A 17,584-nucleotide genomic window follows, 5' to 3' on the forward strand; every position below is an offset into this window, starting at 1 on the left:
GAGCGGGGCGGGCAGGCGGGTCATGACAGGTCCGTGACGGCTAGGGGGCGTGGCTTATTCTGCGCAGAACGCAGGCAGGCTAGAATCGCTTTTTCTCGAACATGGCGTTCTGATTTGGAGAAGCCCTGATGCACTTCGACCTCGCGGACCTGCGCCTGCTCGCGGCCATTGCCGCGACCGGCAGCCTGAGCAAGGCGGCGGCGACCTTCCCGGTGGCGGTATCGGCCGCCAGCACCCGGCTGCGCCTGTTCGAGGCGCGCTGTGGCTTGACCCTGTTCCTGCGCAAGGCCGACGGCATGCAGCTGACGCCTGCCGGGCGCCTGGTGCTGGAGTCGGCGCGCGGCGTGTTGGGCGAGGCGCAGAAGCTGCACGACACCCTCGACGAACTTGCCGGCCAGCGGCGCATCACCCTGCACCTGGCGGCCTCCACGGTGACCAACAGCACCTTGCTGCCGGCGGTGCTCGGGCCGTTCCTGGCCGACTACCCGGAGGTGGACCTGCAACTGGTCGAGCACAAGAGCATCGATGTGCTGCGCGTGGTGCTGGCCGGGGAGTGCGAGATCGGCGTGTACGACGGCAACCTGGTCAATGACGGCCTGGTGTCGCTGCCGTTTCGCACCGAACGCCTGGTGTTGCTGGTGCCGGTCGATCACCCGTTGGCCGGGCGCGGCCAGCTGCGACTGGCGGATGCGCTGGGGTTTGCTTTCGTCTGCCTGCCGGCCGAGCGCGCCATGCAGCGTTTCGTCGAGGAGCTGGCGATGAACCTGGCCATGCCGCTGAAGGTACGGGTGCGTGCCCCCAGCTTCGAAGCCATCGCCCAGCTGGTGGCCCAGCACGCCGGCATCGCCCTGATGCCCGAGACCGCCGCGGTGCGCGCCGAGCAGGAACTGGCGGTGCGCCGGGTGGCTCTGGAGGAGCGCTGGGCGACCCTGGAACTGCGCATTTGCTTGCGTGGTTGGGAGACGCTGAGCTCCCATGGGCGGCAACTGGTGAGCTTTCTTTCCGAGCAATAACGCGAGCGAATGGGTTGCTCGTCAGAATGCCATCATTTGGATATCAAATGTGCCTGTGCAAAAGCCTTCGAACGCATACAATCAGCGCTCTGAACGGTAATTCACAGGCCACACCCACCCATGGCGTTCGACGCTTGCACCCTGCTGACCCTCTCCATCGCCCTGGCCGCAGTCGCCGCCTTGTACCTGGCGGTGGAGTGGATCAGCGTACGTGAGTCTTCCTTGCTGTGCTGGAGCGCCAGCTTCGCCACCATCAGCGTCGGCTCCTCGCTTGCATTGCTGCGCGGCAGCGGCTATCTGTTCATCGGCATCTGGTTCGCCAATGGCATGCTGGTCGCCGCCCACTGGTTGTTTTTGCTGGGTGTTTCGCGCTTCACCGAGACGCGCCTGTCGCGGGCCTGCTACCTGGCGCCGCTGCTTTGGGCGAGCCTGCTGCTGCTGCCGCAATGGCCGCTGTGGTCGAAGACTTTCCTGGTGCTCAACTCGCTGCTGGTCGCCGGCTTTACCCTGTACGCCAGCGCGTTGCTGCGCCCGCACGGCAAGTCCCTCAGCGTGGGGGCGGTCCAGTTGCGCTACATCCTGCTGCTGCACGGCCTGTTCTACCTGGCCAAGACCTTGCCGGCGCTGCTGCCAGGGACACTGATCGACCTCACGGCGTTCCGTGGGCAGATCATCCAGGCGTCGCTGCTGGAGGGCGCCATGGCGATCATGCTGATCGCCCTGTCGATGACCGGCACCGTGCGCTACCGCCGCGAAGAGCGCATCGAGCGCCTGGCCGCGCGTGATCCGTTGACCGCGCTGTACAACCGTCGCGCCCTGGAGGTACGGGCGGCGAACCTGCTCAAGGAGGTCTCGGCGCAACGTCCGGGCGCCTTGCTGCTGATCGACATCGACCACTTCAAGTTGGTCAACGACCTGCACGGGCACGCCGCCGGCGACCGCCTGCTGGTGGCCTTGAGCGAGATGATCCGGGCATTGCTCCCAGAGCGGTCGATCGCAGCGCGCCTGGGGGGCGACGAGTTCGTCATCCTGCTGGGCGATGCCTCGCGCCAGGCCATCGAGCAGTTGGCCGATGCCTTGCGTCGGCAGTTCCAGGCCACGGCCGAACAGGCGTTCCGCACCCCGGAGGCGGTGACCCTGAGCATCGGCGCCAACCTGTTCGACCGGCCACCGGCCAGCCTGGCGGCCCTGATCGAGCAGGGCGATGTGCTGCTGTACGCCTCCAAGCGCGGCGGGCGCAACAGCCTGCAGCTGGTGGACGGGCTGCGCGGCTGAGCTACTTGTTGTTGATGCATTGCGACTGCACCGAGTAGCGCACGGTGCGCAGGGTGCCCTGGCTGTCCTCGAAGGTCATCAGCCGAGGCACCACCTCGCAGGTGCGCGGGTCGCCCGACTGGCGCACGAGGCGGGCGACGTCGAGCTTCATGCCATAGCGATAGTCGACGATCTCCGGCATCGGCTTGGCGCGTTGCGCCGCGTAGGCCGCCACGGCCTGCTGGTGGTCCTCAATCAACTGCTCGCTGTCTTGCCTGGAAAAACCCGTGGCCTGGGCCGAAAGGGAAAGCGCCAGCAGGGCGGCGATCAGGGTCGGTCGTAGCATGGTGCGTGTCTCCGAAAGGTTCGTTTCGCAGTCCACGCTAGCGACGGGCAGCCGACAGCGGCATGACGCCCGGGTTACAGATATGAAAGGTGGCCGGGGGATGCCGATCCCGCGGCCGTGAATGACACGATTGTAATCCTCCCATCACCTTCCCGTTATCCGCCGGCGGCGAGCATCAGGCTTGGCCAACGGGGCTGGGCGCGCATGCACCTGGCCAGACCAGGGACGCTCCAGCGCCAAGGCCCGAGAACAAGAACAGCCGCAATCGAAGGAGCAACGGATGACAAGCAATCCAACACTTTCCCTGGCCGCCCTGCTGGCCCTGGCCGGCGTTGGCCCGGTGGCCTCGGCCGCGCAAGCGCAGCAGGCAGGGTTCATCGAGGGCAGCCGGCTGAGCGTGCTCAACCGCAATTACTACTTCAATCGTGACCATCGCGACGGTTACGCCCCTACCTACAACCCTGGCAACGCCGGTGACAACGGTTACTCCGAAGCCTGGGCCCACGCCATCATCACTCGCTTCGAATCCGGCTTCACCCAGGGCACGGTGGGCGTCGGCGTGGATGCCTTCGCCATGCTCGGTCTCAAGCTCGACACCGGTGGCGGGCGCAACGGCGGGCGCAGCTCGTTCGACGTGCTGCCGGTGGACCGTGATGGCCAGGCCCGCGACGAATACAGCAAGGTCGGCGGCGCGGCCAAGGTGCGCCTGTTCGACACCGTGCTGCGGGTGGGCGATGTGTTCCCGGTCAACCCGGTGGTGGCGGCCGGTGACTCACGGCTGCTGCCGGAAAGCTTTCGCGGGGTGACCCTGGAGAACACCAGCCTGCAAGGCCTGACGCTGCAGGCCGGGCGCCTGCACGCCATGAGCCAGCCGGTGTCCAGCGACCTGCGCGAGAACTTCGTGACCTTCTACGGCGGCCCGGTGGATTCGCCGTGGATCGCCTATGGCGGTGGCGACTACGCGATCAATGAAAACGTCAGCGTGAGCCTGTTCGGCAGCCGCCTGAAGGATGTGTGGAACCAGTACTACGCCGGCACCAGCGTGACCTGGCCGTTGTCGGACGAACTGGCGCTGATCGGCGGGTTCAATTTCTACAACGCCAAGGACGAAGGGCGTCAGCGCCTGGGGCAGTTCGACAACGACATCTGGAGCGCCAAGCTTGGCGTGCGCTACGGCGCTCACACCCTCGCGCTCACCCACCAGCGCAACAACGGCGACGACGATTTCGACTACCTGCGCCAGTCCGACTCGATCTTCCTCGACAACTCCATCCAGTACAGCGACTTCAACTCGCCGAAGGAGCGCTCGTGGATGCTGCGCTACGACCTGAACATGGCCGCCTACGGCGTGCCGGGGTTGTCGTTCATGACCCGCTACGGCCGGGGCAGCGACGCCGACTACAGCAACGCCAACGCCTACTACATGCGCCGCGACGACAACGGCGATCCGCTTACCGACCAGAAGCGCTGGGAGCGTGACATCGAGGTCAAGTACGTGGTGCAGACCGGCGCGGCCAAGGACCTGTCGCTGCGCGTGCGCCAGGCCACCACCCGGGCCACGGCCTTTGAGTCGGACCTGGACGAGGTGCGGGTGATCGTCGAGTACCCGCTGTCGATTCTCTGATCAACCCCCTATTCACCTTGAGAAGCCCCTGTGCTCCTTTGGTTACAGGTGAATGTATTGACGCCTCGAACGAGGCGTCTTTTTTTTGCCGCGGGCTTAAACCGAAAGTCCTGGGGCGCAGGCCTCAATGGCCGAACGCTTTCAGGCTGCCTTTGCGACTGGCTTCATAAGCCTCCCGCTCCATTGGCCGTGCCTGCGGGTTGCCCAGGTCTTCCATGGCCAGGCGATGGGTCTCCGGCGCCAGGTAGGCGGCGAATGCGCATACGCAGGTGACCAGGAACGCCAGGCCGCCGACCACCAGCCAGATATGCTCCGAGCCCGGAGGCGCCACGGCGGCGAACAGCGCCGGCAGCATGGCGGTGATCATGGTGCCGATGTTCTGCGCGATGGCCATGGCCGAGACGCGGTAGCGGGTGTGGAACAGCTCCGGGTAGAAGCTTGGGAACACCGCGTTGTAGCCCTGGTAGACCATGCCCCACATGAGGATCGAGGCGGCGAAGGCCAGCGGCACATTCTGGATGCTGATCGCGTACAGGTAGACGAAGGCCAGCAGGCCCGAGCCCAGGCAGCCGGCGATCATGGTCGGGCGGCGGCCGATGCGGTCGGACAGGTTGCCGACGAAGGGGATCACCAGCACCGCGACGATATTGCCCACCACCGGGATCCACAGGTACACGCTCTTGTCGAAACCGATGCCGTAGGCCGGCTGCACCGCGTAGGCCGCGCCGAAGATGGTGGCAACCACCGGAATCACGTTCATCAGCGCCATGAACATCACCAGCACCATGTGCTTCCAGCTGTGGCGGAAGGCTTCGCCGATCGGCGACTTGGCGACCTTGTCCTGTTTCTCCTCCTGGACGAAGGCCGGGGTCTCGTGCACCTCCTTGCGGATGATGAAGCCGGCAATCAGCACCACTGCGCTCATCAGGAACGGGATGCGCCAGCCCCACTCGTTGAAGGCCTCGCTGGGCATGAAGTAGGCCAGCGGCAGGAACACCGCCGCCGCCATCACCTGGCCGGCCTGCACGCCTTGCAGGGTGTAGCTGGCGTAGTAGCCGCGGCGGCCGAACGGCGCGTGCTCCATGATCATCGAGCTGGCCCCGGAGATCTCGCCGGCCACGGCGAAGCCCTGGACCAGGCGCAGCAGCACCAGCAGCGCCGGGGCCAGCAGGCCGATGTCGTGGTAGGTGGGCAGCAGGCCCACGGCCATGGTCGACAGGCCCATCAGGAACATGCACAGCAGCAGCACGTTCTTGCGTCCGCGGGTGTCGCCCCAGTGGCCGAGCACGCAGGCGCCGATCGGGCGCGCCAGGTAACCCACACCGTAGGTGGCCAGCGAGGCGATGATGGCCATCTTCGGGTCGCTGGAGGGGAAGAAGATCTGCGGGAAGATCAGCGCCGCGGCCTGGGCGTAGATAAAGAAATCGTAGTACTCGAGGGCAGAGCCGATCCATCCGCTGGCGGTGGCTTTCTTGGCTTGGGAGCTTGAGCGGGCCATGTTGTCTCCGTTGTTCTTGTCAGGGGGCCGTATGGTCAGCGCGCGCAGGGCACGGCAACGGGGCTGTAGGGAGAAGACGAACGCGGCGGTGTGGATCGCAGGGCGAGCAAGGTGTGCATAGGTCGGTACCCGTTTTCTTGAACTTATTATGTGGTGACGTTGGGCGTTGCAGCGCAGGGCCCGCCGAACGACCGGCGTGGCAGCGAGAAGGGCCGGCGGGCCTGCGACTGGTGTTCATGGTTGTTCACGGGGGTGGGTGAATCAATTCGCCGGAACGGGTTTTGTTCGGTAATCGAACAAAAACTAACTGTTTCGTACAAAGTTCATTGCCGGGGCGACTTTACCTGCGAATAATCGATCGTGCCAGGGCCTGACCAGCCGCCTCTCTCAATAACAAGGAACACCCGCCATGCACCGTTCGATCGCCACCGTTTCCTTGAGCGGCACTTTGCCGGAAAAACTTGAAGCCATCGCCGCCGCAGGGTTCGACGGCGTCGAGATCTTCGAGAACGACCTGCTGTACTACGCCGGCAGCCCCCGCGAGATCCGCCAGCTGTGCACGGACTTGGGGTTGGCGATCACCTTGTTCCAGCCGTTTCGCGACTTCGAGGGCTGTCCTCGTGACCGTCTGCACAAGAACCTCGACCGCGCCGAGCGCAAGTTCGACCTGATGCAGGAGCTGGGCACCGACCTGGTGCTGGTGTGCAGCAACGTCCAGCCTGACGCGCTGGGCGACGAACAACTGCTGGTGGACGACCTGCGCCTGCTCGCCGAGCATGCCGGCGCCCGCGGCCTGCGCATCGGCTACGAGGCCCTGGCCTGGGGCCGCCACGTCAACACCTGGCAGCAGGTATGGAACCTGGTGCGCCAGGCGGACCACCCGGCGCTGGGGGTGATCCTCGACAGCTTCCATACCCTGTCGATCAAGGGCGATCCCAGCGGCATTCGCGATATCCCCGGCGAGAAGATCTTCTTCGTGCAAATGGCCGACGCGCCGATCCTGGCAATGGACGTGCTGGAGTGGAGCCGGCATTTCCGTTGCTTCCCGGGACAGGGCGAGATGGACCTGGCGGGTTTTCTCGCGCCGATCCTGGCCACCGGCTACCGCGGTCCGCTGTCGCTGGAGGTCTTCAACGACGGTTTCCGCGCGGCACCGACCCGGCAGAACGCCGCCGACGGCTTGCGCTCGCTGCTGTACCTCGAAGAAAAGACCCGCGTTGAGCTGGAGCGTGAGGCACGCGCCGTCGAGCCCGGCGTGCTGTTCGCGCCGCCTGGCGCAAGCCGTTACGACGGCGTGGAGTTCATCGAGTTTGCCGTCGACGAGGCGGTCGGCGCGCGCCTGGGTGGGTGGCTCAAACGCCTGGGCTTCGCCGAGGCCGGCGAACATCGCAGCAAGGCGGTGCGCCTGCTGCGCCAGGGCGATATCAACATCGTGCTCAACGCCGAACCTTACTCGTTCGCCCACAACTTTTTCGAGGCCCATGGTCCGTCGTTGTGCGCCACGGCGCTGCGGGTGAATGACGGCCAGGCCGCGCTGAGGCGCGCCACCGCCTACCGTGGCCAGCCGTTCCGTGGCCTGGTCGGCCCCAACGAGCGCGAGATCCCGGCGGTGCGCGCGCCCGACGGCAGCCTGCTGTACCTGGTGGAACCGGACGCCGACGGCCCGAGCCTTTACGACATCGATTTCCACCTGGATCAGAACGCCCGGGCCAGCGGCGGGCTCAAGCGCATCGACCACATGGCCCTGGCGCTGCCGGCCGAGGCGCTGGACAGCTGGGTGCTGTTCTACAAGAGCGTGTTCGATTTCACCGCCGACGACGAGGTGGTACTGCCTGACCCCTATGGCCTGGTCAAGAGCCGTGCCCTGCGCAGTCACTGCGCCAGCCTGCGGCTGCCGTTGAACATCTCGGAGAACCGCAACACCGCCATCGCCCATGCCCTGGACAGCTATCGCGGCTCGGGCGTGCACCATGTCGCCTTTGACTGCGAGGACATCTTCGCTGAGGTGGCCCGGGCCAAGGAGGCCGGCGTGCCGTTGCTGGAGATCCCGCTGAACTACTACGACGACCTGGCGGCGCGCTTCGAGTTCGATGACGAGTTCCTCAGCGAGCTGGCGTACTACAACGTGCTGTACGACCGCGATGCCCAGGGCGGCGAGCTGTTCCATGTGTACACCGAGCCGTTCGAAGGGCGCTTTTTCTTCGAGGTCCTGCAGCGCAAGGGCGGTTACGCCGGCTATGGCGCGGCCAACGTCGCGGTGCGCCTGGCGGCGATGGCCAAGGCGCGCAGCGGGACGGCGCGCACGGCGGTGTTGTAAATCAGGGTCCCATCGCGGGGCAAGCCGCTCACAACACCACGCTTCCCTGCACCGCCCGGCTCACGGATAATCGTCCGGATTCCTATAACGAGCCTGTGAGTCGGTATGAGTGATTCGGTAGCAAAGCCTGAAGTCGAAGGGCTGCGCAGATCGCGCAAGAACAACCCGGAAAAGACCCGCGAGAACATTCTCCAGGCCGCCATCACCGAGTTTGTCCAGCAGGGCCTGGCCGGTGCCCGGGTCGACGCCATCGCCGAGCGTACCGCCACCTCCAAGCGCATGATCTACTACTACTTCGGCAGCAAGGAGCAGCTCTACGTCGAATGCCTGGTCAAGCTCTACGGCGACATCCGCAAGACCGAGCACAGCCTGGACCTCGACTCGCTGTCGCCTGAACAGGCGATCCAGCGCCTGGTGGAATTCACCTTCGACCACCACGCCGACAACGTCGACTTCGTGCGCATCGTCTGCACCGAGAACATCCACTATGGCGAGTACGTCAAGCAGTCGCCGGTGATCCGCGAGATGAGCAGCATGGTGCTCGACGCACTGGGCAAGATTCTCGCCCGTGGCGTGGAGCAGGGCGTGTTCCGCCCGGGGATCGAGGTGATCGACCTGCACATGCTGATGAGCTCGTTCTGCTTCTATCGGGTGTCGAACCGCCACACCTTCGGCGACATCTTCCAGATCGACCTGGCCGACGAGCAGGTCAAGCAGCGTCAAAAGCAGGTGATCTGCGAGGCGGTGATGCGCTACATCAAGGCCTGAGCCCGCTCAACCGGCGAACACCACCCCGGTGCGCGCCGCGGCGTTGCGGATGTGCTCCTGCATTGCCCGTTGCGCGCCGGCCTGGGAGCGGCGGACGAGGGCGCGGAGGATCTTGCGGTGCTCCTGCCAGGTTTCCATGGCCCGTTCGGGGCGGATGAACGGCAGTTTCTGGCTTTCCAGGAAAATATCCTGGCTGGCGGTGATCACCTGCAGCATCGCGCGGTTGCCGCTGGCCTGCAGCAGTTGCTGGTGGAAGGCGAAGTCCAGGCGTGCGGCGGCCTCGAAGCGCCCGGCGCGCAACTCCACGGCCATTGCCTCGACGTTGGCCTGCAACGCGTCCAGGTCATCGGCGGTCAACGCCAGGGCCGCCTGGCCGGCAGCGAAGCCTTCCAGGGCGTAACGCAGCTGGAAGGTGTCGGCGGCCGAGACCTGTTCGGCATAGGGCCAGGCGAAGCTGCCTGGCGATGGCTGGCCAGTGGCCGGAGCCAGGACGAACACCCCCTTGCCCGGTTGCACGCTGACCAGTCCCAGGGCGCTGAGCGACGACAAGGCCTCGCGCAGCGACGCCCGGCTCACGCCCAGGCGTTCGGCCAGGTCGCGCTGCGAAGGCAGGGCGTCGCCAGGCTGGTAGCCGTCCTGCTCGATCAGTTGGCGGATGGCCTGCAGGGCGATTTCCGGGACGGGGCGCGTGGCGGTGGCGAGCATGCTGTTCAGACCGGTCTGAGGGCGATGGCCTCCCTTTTACGGGCAATCGGCACGGCGTGGCAAGCCTTGCCTCGTCCTGGCGCAGGCCCTGCGGCCGTTGCGCGAAAGCGGGGCACGGGATGCTTCGAGGTCGCAACTGTTCAGACCAGTAAGACCTGATCGGTGCCTTGCGCCACGCCGCTCGCAGGTGTTTTGCCCAAGACTGGCATGGCCCGTGCACTGGCACCGCAGCCCCTTTCCGGACTCCTGCGAGGCCTTTCGATGAAGACGTTCCGCTCCCTGTTCCTGGCCACCCTGTTCTGCGCCACCCCTCTGGCAATGCCCCTGGCCCAGGCCGACGCGCTGGCTGACATCACCGCCCGCGGCGTGCTCAAGGTGGCCGTGCCCCAGGACTTCCCGCCGTTCGGTTCGGTCGGCCCGGACCTCAAGCCTCGCGGCCTGGACATCGACACCGCGCAACTGCTGGCCGACAAGCTTGGCGTCAAGCTGGCCCTGACCCCGGTCAACAGCACCAACCGCATCCCGTTCCTCACCACCGGCAAGGTCGACCTGGTGATCTCGAGCCTGGGCAAGAACCCTGAGCGCGCCGCGGTGATCGACTTCTCGCGCCCCTATGCGCCGTTCTACCTGGCGGTGTTCGGCCCGGCCGAGGCACCGGTCGACGCGATCGAAGCCCTGGCCGGCAAGACCATCAGCGTCACCCGCGGCGCCATCGAGGACATGGAACTGAGCGCCGTGGCGCCCAAGGGCGCGATCATCAAGCGTTTCGAGGACAACAACTCGACCATCGCCGCCTACCTGTCCGGGCAGGTCGAGCTGATCGCCAGCGGCAGCGTGGTGATGGCCGCCATCGCCGCAAAGAACCCGGCCAAGGTGCCGGTGCTCAAGGTCAAGCTCAAGGACTCGCCGGTCTACGTGGGCCTGGCCAAGAACGAGCCGGCGCTGTTGCAGAAGGTCAACGCCACCCTCGACGCCGCCAGGACCGACGGCAGCCTGAACCGTAACGCCGAGAAGTGGCTCAAGCAGCCGCTGCCGGCCGATCTCTGAGCGCTTGAGCGATGGCCTATCAATTCGACTTCGCCCCGGTGCTGGCGCAGGGCGACCTGTTGCTGCGGGGCATGCTGTTCACCCTGGAGCTGACCCTGGTCGGCACCGTGCTCGGGGTCGCCATCGGCGTGCTCGGCGCGGTGACCCGGGCCTGGCGCCTGCGGCCGTTCGACGCGCTGTTCGGGCTGTACGTGGAGCTGATCCGCAACACGCCGTTCATCGTCCAGCTGTTCTTCATCTTCTTCGGCCTGCCGGCGCTGGGCGTGCGCCTGAGCGAATGGCAGGCAGCGGTGCTGGCGATGGTGATCAACCTGGGCGCCTACTCGACCGAGATCATCCGCGCCGGTATCCAGGCGATCCCCAAGGGCCAGCTCGAAGCCGCGGCCGCGCTGGCCCTGAGCCGTTTCGAGGCGTTTCGCCACGTGGTGTTGCAACCGGCCCTGGCCAAGGTGTGGCCGGCGCTGACGAGCCAGATCGTGATCGTCATGCTCGGCTCGGCGGTGTGTTCGCAGATCGCCACCGAAGAGCTGTCGTTCGCCGCCAATTTCATCCAGTCGCGCAATTTTCGCGCCTTCGAGACCTACCTGTTGACCACGCTGCTGTACCTGCTGATGGCCATCGTCGTGCGCCAGCTGCTGGCCTGGATCGGCCAGCGCCTGCTGATGGGGAGACGCTGAATGGACTTCACCTTGTGGGATATCGTGCGCAACCTCATGACCGGGTTGCAGTGGACCTTGCTGCTGTCGCTGGTGGCGTTCGCCTGCGGCAGCGTCGGCGGGCTGTTGCTGCTGGTGGCGCGGATCAGTGACCGGCCACTGATCCGCGGCGCCGCCCGCGCGTTCATCGAGCTGTTCCAGGGCACGCCGCTGTTGATGCAGCTGTTCATGGTGTTCTTCGGCATCGCCCTGTTCGGCATCGACGTGTCGGCGTGGATGGCCGCGGCCATCGCCCTGACCTTGTTCACCAGCGCCTTTCTCGCCGAGATCTGGCGCGGCTGCGTGGAGGCGATCCCGCGGGGCCAGTGGGAGGCCTCCGCCAGCCTGGCCATGGGCCGCCTGGAGCAGTTGCGCCATGTGGTCCTGCCCCAGGCGTTGCGCATCGCCATAGCCCCCACCGTGGGCTTCTCGGTGCAGGTGGTCAAGGGCACGGCGGTCACCTCGATCATCGGTTTCACCGAGCTGACCAAGACCGGCGGCATGCTGGCCAACGCCACTTTCGAGCCATTCCTGATCTACGGCCTGGTGGCCGTGGGCTACTTCATCCTCTGCTACCCGCTCTCACTGAGCGCCCGCTACCTGGAAAGGAGGCTGCATGCCCCTGCTTAGAGTGTCCGCGCTGCACAAGTACTACGGCGACAACCACGTGCTCAAGGGGGTCGACCTGAGCATCGAGGAGGGTGAGGTGGTGGCCATCATCGGCCGCAGCGGATCGGGCAAGAGCACCTTCCTGCGCACCCTCAATGGCCTGGAGTCGATCAGCGACGGGGTGATCGAGGTGGATGGTGAATACCTCGATGCCGGCCGTGCCGACCTGCGCGCGCTGCGCCAGAAGGTCGGCATGGTGTTCCAGCAGTTCAACCTGTTCCCGCACCTGACCGTGGGCGAGAACGTGATGCTCGCGCCCCAGGTGGTGAAGAAGACCGGCAGGGCCGAGGCACGCCAGTTGGCCGAACGTATGCTCGAGCGGGTAGGGCTGGGCGACAAGATCGACGCCTACCCCGACCGCCTTTCCGGTGGGCAGCAGCAGCGGGTGGCCATCGCCCGGGCGCTGGCCATGTCACCCAAGGTGCTGCTGTGCGACGAGATCACCTCGGCACTGGACCCGGAACTGGTCAACGAGGTGCTGGGCGTGGTGCGCCAGCTGGCGAAGGAGGGCATGACCCTGGTCATGGTCACCCACGAGATGCGCTTCGCCCGCGAGGTGGGCGACAAGCTGGTGTTCATGCACCAGGGCAAGGTGCACGAGACCGGCCACCCGCGCGACGTGTTTGCCGCGCCGCGCACGGCGGAATTGGCCAACTTCATCGGTGCGGTGGCGGGGGCCTGAGGGCTGCATCGCTTCGTCGCGCGGCAGCCCGGATTGCGCACGCGCGGGCTTACTAGAAGCTGGCGAAGTGTGCCTGCATGCGCTCGGCATCGGCCGGGCGCCCGCTGAACAGCTCGAACGCCTTGACCGCCTGGAACACTGCCATGGTGCCACCGTCCAGGGTGCGGCAGCCCAGGGCCCGGGCATGGCGCAGCAGCTCGGTCTCCAGGGGGAAGTAGATGATCTCCGCCACCCACAGCCGTGGGTGCAGCAGCGCGGGAGGCAAGGGGGTGCCGGGCAGCTTGGCCATGCCCACGGGTGTGGTGTTGACCAGGCCATCGGCGTCGGCCACCGCGCTGGCCAAGTCCTCGCCGAGCACGGCGCGACCGACGCCGAAACGCTGGGTGAGATTGTCCACCAGTGCCCGGGCGCGGGCCTGGTCGACCTCGAACAGCTGCAAGTGCTCGACGCCTTCGGCCAACAGCGCATGGGCCACCGCCGCGCCCGCGCCGCCCGCACCCAGCTGTACCACCTGACGCCGCGCGACGCCGGGCAGGCCGCGCCGCAAGCCTTCGGCGAAGCCCAGGCAGTCGGTGTTGTGGCCAACCCGCCGGCCCTCGCGCAGCACCACGGTGTTCACCGCGCCAATGCCACGCGCTTCGTCCGACAGCGCGTCGAGCAGCGGCAGGATCGCCTGCTTGAACGGGAAGGTGATATTGAGCCCGGTGAACCCGGTGCGCTCGGCGGCATCGAGCAGGGCGGGCAGGGCGCTGTCGTCCAGGCCCAGCTGGTCGGCGTCGATCAGCCGGTACAGGTAGCGCAGCGCCTGGGCGTCGCCTTCACGCTCGTGCAGCGCCGGTGTGCGCGAGGCCTGGATGCCACGGCCAATGAGGCCGGCAAGGATGCCTGTGCCGCTCATGCCGCGTGCTCGCGCAGGTGTTCGCCGAAGTAGCCCAGGGCCATGCGGTAGCCCTGGCTGCCGAGGCCGCAGATCACCCCCACGGCGATGCTGGAGACGAACGACAGGTGACGGAACGGCTCGCGCTTGTGCACGTTGGACAGGTGCACCTCGATCACCGGAAGCTCGCTGGCCACCAGGGCGTCGCGGATGGCCACCGAGGTGTGGGTCCAGGCGGCAGGGTTGATCAGGATGCCGTGGCAACGGCCACGGGCGGCATGGATCCAGTCGAGTAGCTCGCCTTCGTGGTTGGTCTGGCGAAACTCCAGTTCCAGGCCCAGTTCAGCGGCGCTGGCGGCGCACAGCCGGGCCAGGTCGGCAAGGGTTTCATGTCCGTACTGGGCGGGTTCGCGGGTGCCCAGCAGGTTGAGGTTGGGGCCGTTGAGCACGAGGATTCGGGGTGTCATGGCGGGGTATCACTTTGTTGTTTTTGGATGTCTCGATAATTGTACTACCTGGTTAGTTTCGTCAAATCATCATCGATCGAAAGCGGGCGATTATCGGACCTGGCCCGCGACAGATCCGCCAAAGGCATTAAAAACACCGCGGCCATGCCCGAGCAATCCAGTCGACTAAGCTTGATCGCGCAGGTGCACGCAATGACCAACAAGGGAGCGCACATGAACATCAGCAAAACGCCCAGGTGGGCAGTCGCGACACTGGTCCTGGCCCTGGGCCTCCACGCCCACGCCGTCGACAGCAAGCGGGTCGATGTGCTGCTGGTGGGCGGCGGCATCATGAGTTCCACGCTGGCGGTCTGGCTCAACGAGCTGGAGCCGGGCTGGTCGATGGAGATGGTCGAGCGCCTGGACAAGGTCGCCGAGGAAAGCTCCAACGGCTGGAACAACGCCGGCACCGGCCACTCGGCGCTGGCCGAGCTCAACTACACGCCGGAGAAGGACGGCAAGATCGACATCAGCAAGGCGGTGGAGATCAACGAGTCGTTCCAGGTCACCCGTCAGTTCCTCGCCTGGCAGGTCAAGCAGGGTGTGCTGAAGAACCCGCGCTCATTCATCAACACCACGCCGCACATGAGCTTCGTCTGGGGGGACGACAACATCCGCTTCCTCAAGAAACGCTACGAAGCGCTGCAGGCCAGCCCGCTGTTCAAGCCCATGCAGTACTCCGAGGACCACGCGCAGATCGCCAAGTGGGTGCCGCTGATGATGGAGGGGCGCGACCCCAACCAGAAGCTCGCCGTCACCTGGACGCCCATCGGCACCGACGTCAACTTCGGCGAGATCACCCGCCAGTACGTGGGCTACCTGCAGACCCGGCCCAACTTCGACCTCAAGCTGTCCAGCGAAGTGGAGAACATCACCCGCAACGACGACGGCAGCTGGCACGTCGAGTACAAGAACCTAAAGGACGGCAGCACCTCGGCCACCGATGCCAAGTTCCTGTTCATCGGCGCCGGCGGCGCGGCGCTGCCGCTGCTGCAGAAGTCCGGCATCGACGAGGCCAAGGACTATGCCGGCTTCCCGGTGGGCGGCTCGTTCCTGGTCACCGACAACCCTGCCATCGCCCAGCGCCACATGGCCAAGGCCTACGGCATCGCCGCCACCGGCGCGCCGCCGATGTCGGTGCCGCACCTGGACACCCGGGTGCTCGATGGCAAGCGCATGATCCTGTTCGGGCCGTTCGCTACCTTCTCCACCAAGTTCCTCAAGGAAGGTTCGCTGCTTGATCTGTTCGCCAGCATGTCGCTGCACAACACCTGGCCGATGGTGCGGGTCGGGGTGCGCGAGTTCGACCTGGTGCAGTACCTGATCGGCCAGCTGATGCAGTCCGACGATGACCGTTTCGCTGCGCTGCAGACCTACTTCCCCGAGGCCAAGAAGGCAGACTGGCGCCTGTGGCAGGCCGGCCAGCGGGTGCAGATCATCAAGAAAGACCAGAACCAGGGCGGAGTGCTGAAGCTGGGCACCGAAGTGGTGACGTCCAAGGATGGCAGCATTGCCGGGCTGCTCGGCGCCTCGCCGGGCGCCTCGACCGCGCCGCCGATCATGCTCGACCTGCTGAGCAAGGTGTTCAAGGACAAGGTGGCCACGCCCGAGTGGCAGGCGAAGATCAAGCAGATCATCCCGTCCTACGGCATCCGCCTGAACGAGCACCCGGACAAGGTCCAGCAAGCGTGGGCCTACACCAGCGAGGTTCTGCAACTGGCGACGCCCAGCGAGGTCGCCGCGCCCTGAAGACCCGCCCATGACCAGCCGGCCACTGTGAAGTGGCCGGCACTGGCGCAATGTTATTTTCTCCCCCGGCCAAGCTCCCGAGTACCTGAGCTGCCATCCTCCGGTTCGATCCCTCCCGTACTGCCTGCCCCGGCTCCTGGCCAGCCTGCCGCAGGCCCGGAAACAGCCCGCCGACACCCGAGCTTTTCCCTGCCGAACTCCCGATGTTTTTTCCTTTGCCTGTCACCACAAGCTGCGAATGTTGCCTTCGTGGCCCAGCCGCCAACCCCTCTGGATCAGGGGATGCGGCCTGTGGCCACAGCAATGCGCGACCCACTCAACGTACGAACACGACGATAGGAGATTGCTTCATGTTTAAGCGTACTGTGATCGCCGCCTCCCTGGTGGCTGCTACCCTGGCTTCGGCCCAATCCATGGCTGCTGTTGTCGGTGGCGGCGCCACCCTGCCGGAAAACCTCTACAACGGCACCTCGACCCTGCCACGCCTGCTGCCGGCCGACTTCAGCTACACCGGCGTGGGCAGCGGCGGTGGCAAGACGGCGTTCCTGACCAACGCACCGGCCTCGATCAACCAGCCGGCCGGCACCAACGTCGACTTCGCCGGCAGCGATTCGGTGCTGAGCGCCTCGGAGCTGTCGACCTACAACAGCACCAAGGCCGCCACCTGGGGCAAACTGGTACAGATCCCGTCCGTGGGCACTTCTGTCGCCATCCCTTACAAGAAGTCGGGCGTGACCAACCTGCAACTGACCGGCGCCCAGCTGTGCGCCGTGTTCTCCGGCACCACCACCACCTGGGGCCAGCTGCTGGGCAGCGCCGACACCACCCCGATCAAGGTGATCTACCGTTCCGGTAGCAGCGGCACCACCGAGTTGCTGTCGCGCTTCCTGGCTGACTCCTGCCCATCGTCCTTCGTGGTCAGCAGCACCTTCACCACCGCCAACGTCGGCAGCGAGCCGGCCACCTGGCAAGCCGTTGCCGGCAGCGCCGATGTGGTCAACGCGGTCAACGCCACCGATGGCACCATCGGCTACGTCAGCCCTGACTATGTCGCCACCGGCAACAACGCGGTGGTCGCCCGTGTCAGCAAGAACGCCATGACCGCCGGCACCGCGCCGCTGCCGACCGCCGCCAACGCCCGTACCGCCCTGGGCACCGCCGTCGCCCCGAGCACCGCGGCCGATCGCGCCGACCCAAGCAAGTGGGTGCCGATCTTCAACGCCGGTGGCATCGTTCCGACCTCGGGCTATCCGATCGTCGGCTACACCAACCTGCTGGTCGGCCAGTGCTACCAGACCGCGGCTGACGCCACCGCCGTGCGCAGCTTCCTGAACGACCTGTACTCCGGCACCAAGGCCGCCACCATCGCCCAGCACTCCTTCGTCAGCCTGCCGGCCGCCTACGCCGCCGAGATCAAGAAGGTGTTCCTGGACAACGGCTACAACGAAGGCACCGACATCGCCAACGCTTCGGTCTGCAACGGCATCGGCCGACTGTAAGCGCACGCGAAAGCCCAAGCCCGCAACGGGCGGACAACCGACGGTGGCCGGTACGGCACCGTCGGTTTTCGCGTGTGCGCGTAACCCAGGCAGATGAACTTTGCATGACAAAACTTCGGTCCGGGCCCGGGCCGACTGCCTTATGGCAAAGCGGCATCACGGCCGCACCGAACTGCCTTCCATGACCCAGCACAAGGAACCCTGCGATGTCGCGCGGCCAGCACCAGCCAGACTTTCCAGCCACCGTCGTCCAGCGCCGTGGCCAGCCTGTCGGCCATGAGCCCATGCTGCTCAAGCCCCTGGCCCAGGCCATCGCGCTGCTGATGCTGGCGGGC

The 17,584-nt window shown here is 66.1% G+C and carries 16 protein-coding genes; 11 read left to right on the forward strand and 5 right to left on the reverse strand.

The genetic code is table 11. The features are described from left to right. Positions 1 to 128: 128 nt before the first annotated feature. Together CC207_RS11900 and CC207_RS11905 are read left to right on the forward strand one after the other, a co-directional pair. Positions 129 to 1,013: a LysR substrate-binding domain-containing protein gene (locus CC207_RS11900; RefSeq protein WP_069015812.1), complete on the forward strand. Its 885-nt coding sequence runs from the start codon at positions 129 to 131 to the stop codon at positions 1,011 to 1,013. Positions 1,014 to 1,133: 120 nt separating this feature from the next. Beyond that, positions 1,134 to 2,288 (forward strand): diguanylate cyclase, encoded by a 1,155-nt coding sequence (locus CC207_RS11905; protein ID WP_088852160.1) that lies wholly within the window; start codon positions 1,134 to 1,136, stop codon positions 2,286 to 2,288. Position 2,289: 1 nt separating this feature from the next. Here CC207_RS11905 and CC207_RS11910 read toward each other — a convergent pair whose 3' ends face one another. Next, a complete protein-coding gene (locus CC207_RS11910; RefSeq protein ID WP_028688740.1) occupies positions 2,290 to 2,613 on the reverse strand; it encodes a DUF2790 domain-containing protein in 324 nt (107 codons plus the stop codon). A 280-nt stretch (positions 2,614 to 2,893) separates the two neighbouring features. On the opposite strand from CC207_RS11910, the gene CC207_RS11915 reads away from it, so the two are divergent. Further along, the gene (locus CC207_RS11915) at positions 2,894 to 4,237 is read left to right on the forward strand and encodes an OprD family porin (RefSeq protein WP_088852161.1); all 1,344 of its coding nucleotides are present in this window, start codon (positions 2,894 to 2,896) and stop codon (positions 4,235 to 4,237) included. A 124-nt stretch (positions 4,238 to 4,361) separates the two neighbouring features. Here CC207_RS11915 and CC207_RS11920 read toward each other — a convergent pair whose 3' ends face one another. Next, the gene (locus tag CC207_RS11920; protein ID WP_028688742.1) at positions 4,362 to 5,735 is read right to left on the reverse strand and encodes an MFS transporter; all 1,374 of its coding nucleotides are present in this window, start codon (positions 5,733 to 5,735) and stop codon (positions 4,362 to 4,364) included. A gap of 409 nt (positions 5,736 to 6,144) precedes the next feature. Between CC207_RS11920 and quiC the strand changes: the two genes are divergently transcribed. After that, positions 6,145 to 8,052, forward strand: coding sequence for a 3-dehydroshikimate dehydratase QuiC (quiC, locus tag CC207_RS11925; protein WP_088852162.1), 1,908 nt, complete (start codon positions 6,145 to 6,147; stop codon positions 8,050 to 8,052). 105 nt (positions 8,053 to 8,157) lie between these two features. Then, positions 8,158 to 8,820 carry a TetR/AcrR family transcriptional regulator gene (locus CC207_RS11930; RefSeq protein ID WP_028688744.1) on the forward strand — a complete coding sequence of 221 codons (663 nt, stop codon included), beginning with the start codon at positions 8,158 to 8,160 and terminating at the stop codon, positions 8,818 to 8,820. A 6-nt stretch (positions 8,821 to 8,826) separates the two neighbouring features. On the opposite strand, the gene CC207_RS11935 is transcribed toward CC207_RS11930, so the two are convergent. Beyond that, positions 8,827 to 9,525 carry a FadR/GntR family transcriptional regulator gene (locus CC207_RS11935; RefSeq protein WP_088852163.1) on the reverse strand — a complete coding sequence of 233 codons (699 nt, stop codon included), beginning with the start codon at positions 9,523 to 9,525 and terminating at the stop codon, positions 8,827 to 8,829. Between the two features lie 261 nt (positions 9,526 to 9,786). Between CC207_RS11935 and CC207_RS11940 the strand changes: the two genes are divergently transcribed. The 4 genes from CC207_RS11940 to CC207_RS11955 are packed head-to-tail and all read left to right on the forward strand — an operon-like array spanning position 9,787 to position 12,618. Further along, positions 9,787 to 10,572, forward strand: a complete 786-nt coding sequence (locus CC207_RS11940; RefSeq protein WP_028688746.1) for a transporter substrate-binding domain-containing protein — start codon at positions 9,787 to 9,789, stop codon at positions 10,570 to 10,572. Positions 10,573 to 10,583: 11 nt separating this feature from the next. Further along, on the forward strand, positions 10,584 to 11,249 hold the full coding sequence (locus tag CC207_RS11945; protein ID WP_028688747.1) for an amino acid ABC transporter permease: 666 nt from the start codon (positions 10,584 to 10,586) through the stop codon (positions 11,247 to 11,249). Beyond that, positions 11,250 to 11,897: an amino acid ABC transporter permease gene (locus CC207_RS11950; RefSeq protein ID WP_062363453.1), complete on the forward strand. Its 648-nt coding sequence runs from the start codon at positions 11,250 to 11,252 to the stop codon at positions 11,895 to 11,897. It abuts the gene before it with no gap. Beyond that, the gene (locus tag CC207_RS11955) at positions 11,884 to 12,618 is read left to right on the forward strand and encodes an amino acid ABC transporter ATP-binding protein (protein WP_028688749.1); all 735 of its coding nucleotides are present in this window, start codon (positions 11,884 to 11,886) and stop codon (positions 12,616 to 12,618) included. Before CC207_RS11950 ends, CC207_RS11955 begins: the two co-directional genes overlap by 14 nt. Before the next feature lie 52 nt (positions 12,619 to 12,670). Here CC207_RS11955 and CC207_RS11960 read toward each other — a convergent pair whose 3' ends face one another. After that, on the reverse strand, positions 12,671 to 13,516 hold the full coding sequence (locus CC207_RS11960; protein WP_088852164.1) for a shikimate dehydrogenase: 846 nt from the start codon (positions 13,514 to 13,516) through the stop codon (positions 12,671 to 12,673). Beyond that, positions 13,513 to 13,962 (reverse strand): type II 3-dehydroquinate dehydratase, encoded by a 450-nt coding sequence (gene aroQ / locus CC207_RS11965; RefSeq protein ID WP_028688751.1) that lies wholly within the window; start codon positions 13,960 to 13,962, stop codon positions 13,513 to 13,515. Before aroQ ends, CC207_RS11960 begins: the two co-directional genes overlap by 4 nt. Before the next feature lie 213 nt (positions 13,963 to 14,175). Between aroQ and mqo the strand changes: the two genes are divergently transcribed. Together mqo and CC207_RS11975 are read left to right on the forward strand one after the other, a co-directional pair. Beyond that, positions 14,176 to 15,750, forward strand: a complete 1,575-nt coding sequence (gene mqo / locus CC207_RS11970) for a malate dehydrogenase (quinone) (protein WP_088852166.1) — start codon at positions 14,176 to 14,178, stop codon at positions 15,748 to 15,750. A 350-nt stretch (positions 15,751 to 16,100) separates the two neighbouring features. Next, positions 16,101 to 17,249: a substrate-binding domain-containing protein gene (locus CC207_RS11975; RefSeq protein ID WP_088852165.1), complete on the forward strand. Its 1,149-nt coding sequence runs from the start codon at positions 16,101 to 16,103 to the stop codon at positions 17,247 to 17,249. Positions 17,250 to 17,584 lie beyond the last annotated feature (335 nt).

It is taken from the genome of Pseudomonas sp. DrBHI1 (genome assembly GCF_002205115.1).
Taxonomy (GTDB): Bacteria; Pseudomonadota; Gammaproteobacteria; order Pseudomonadales; family Pseudomonadaceae; genus Aquipseudomonas; species Aquipseudomonas mosselii.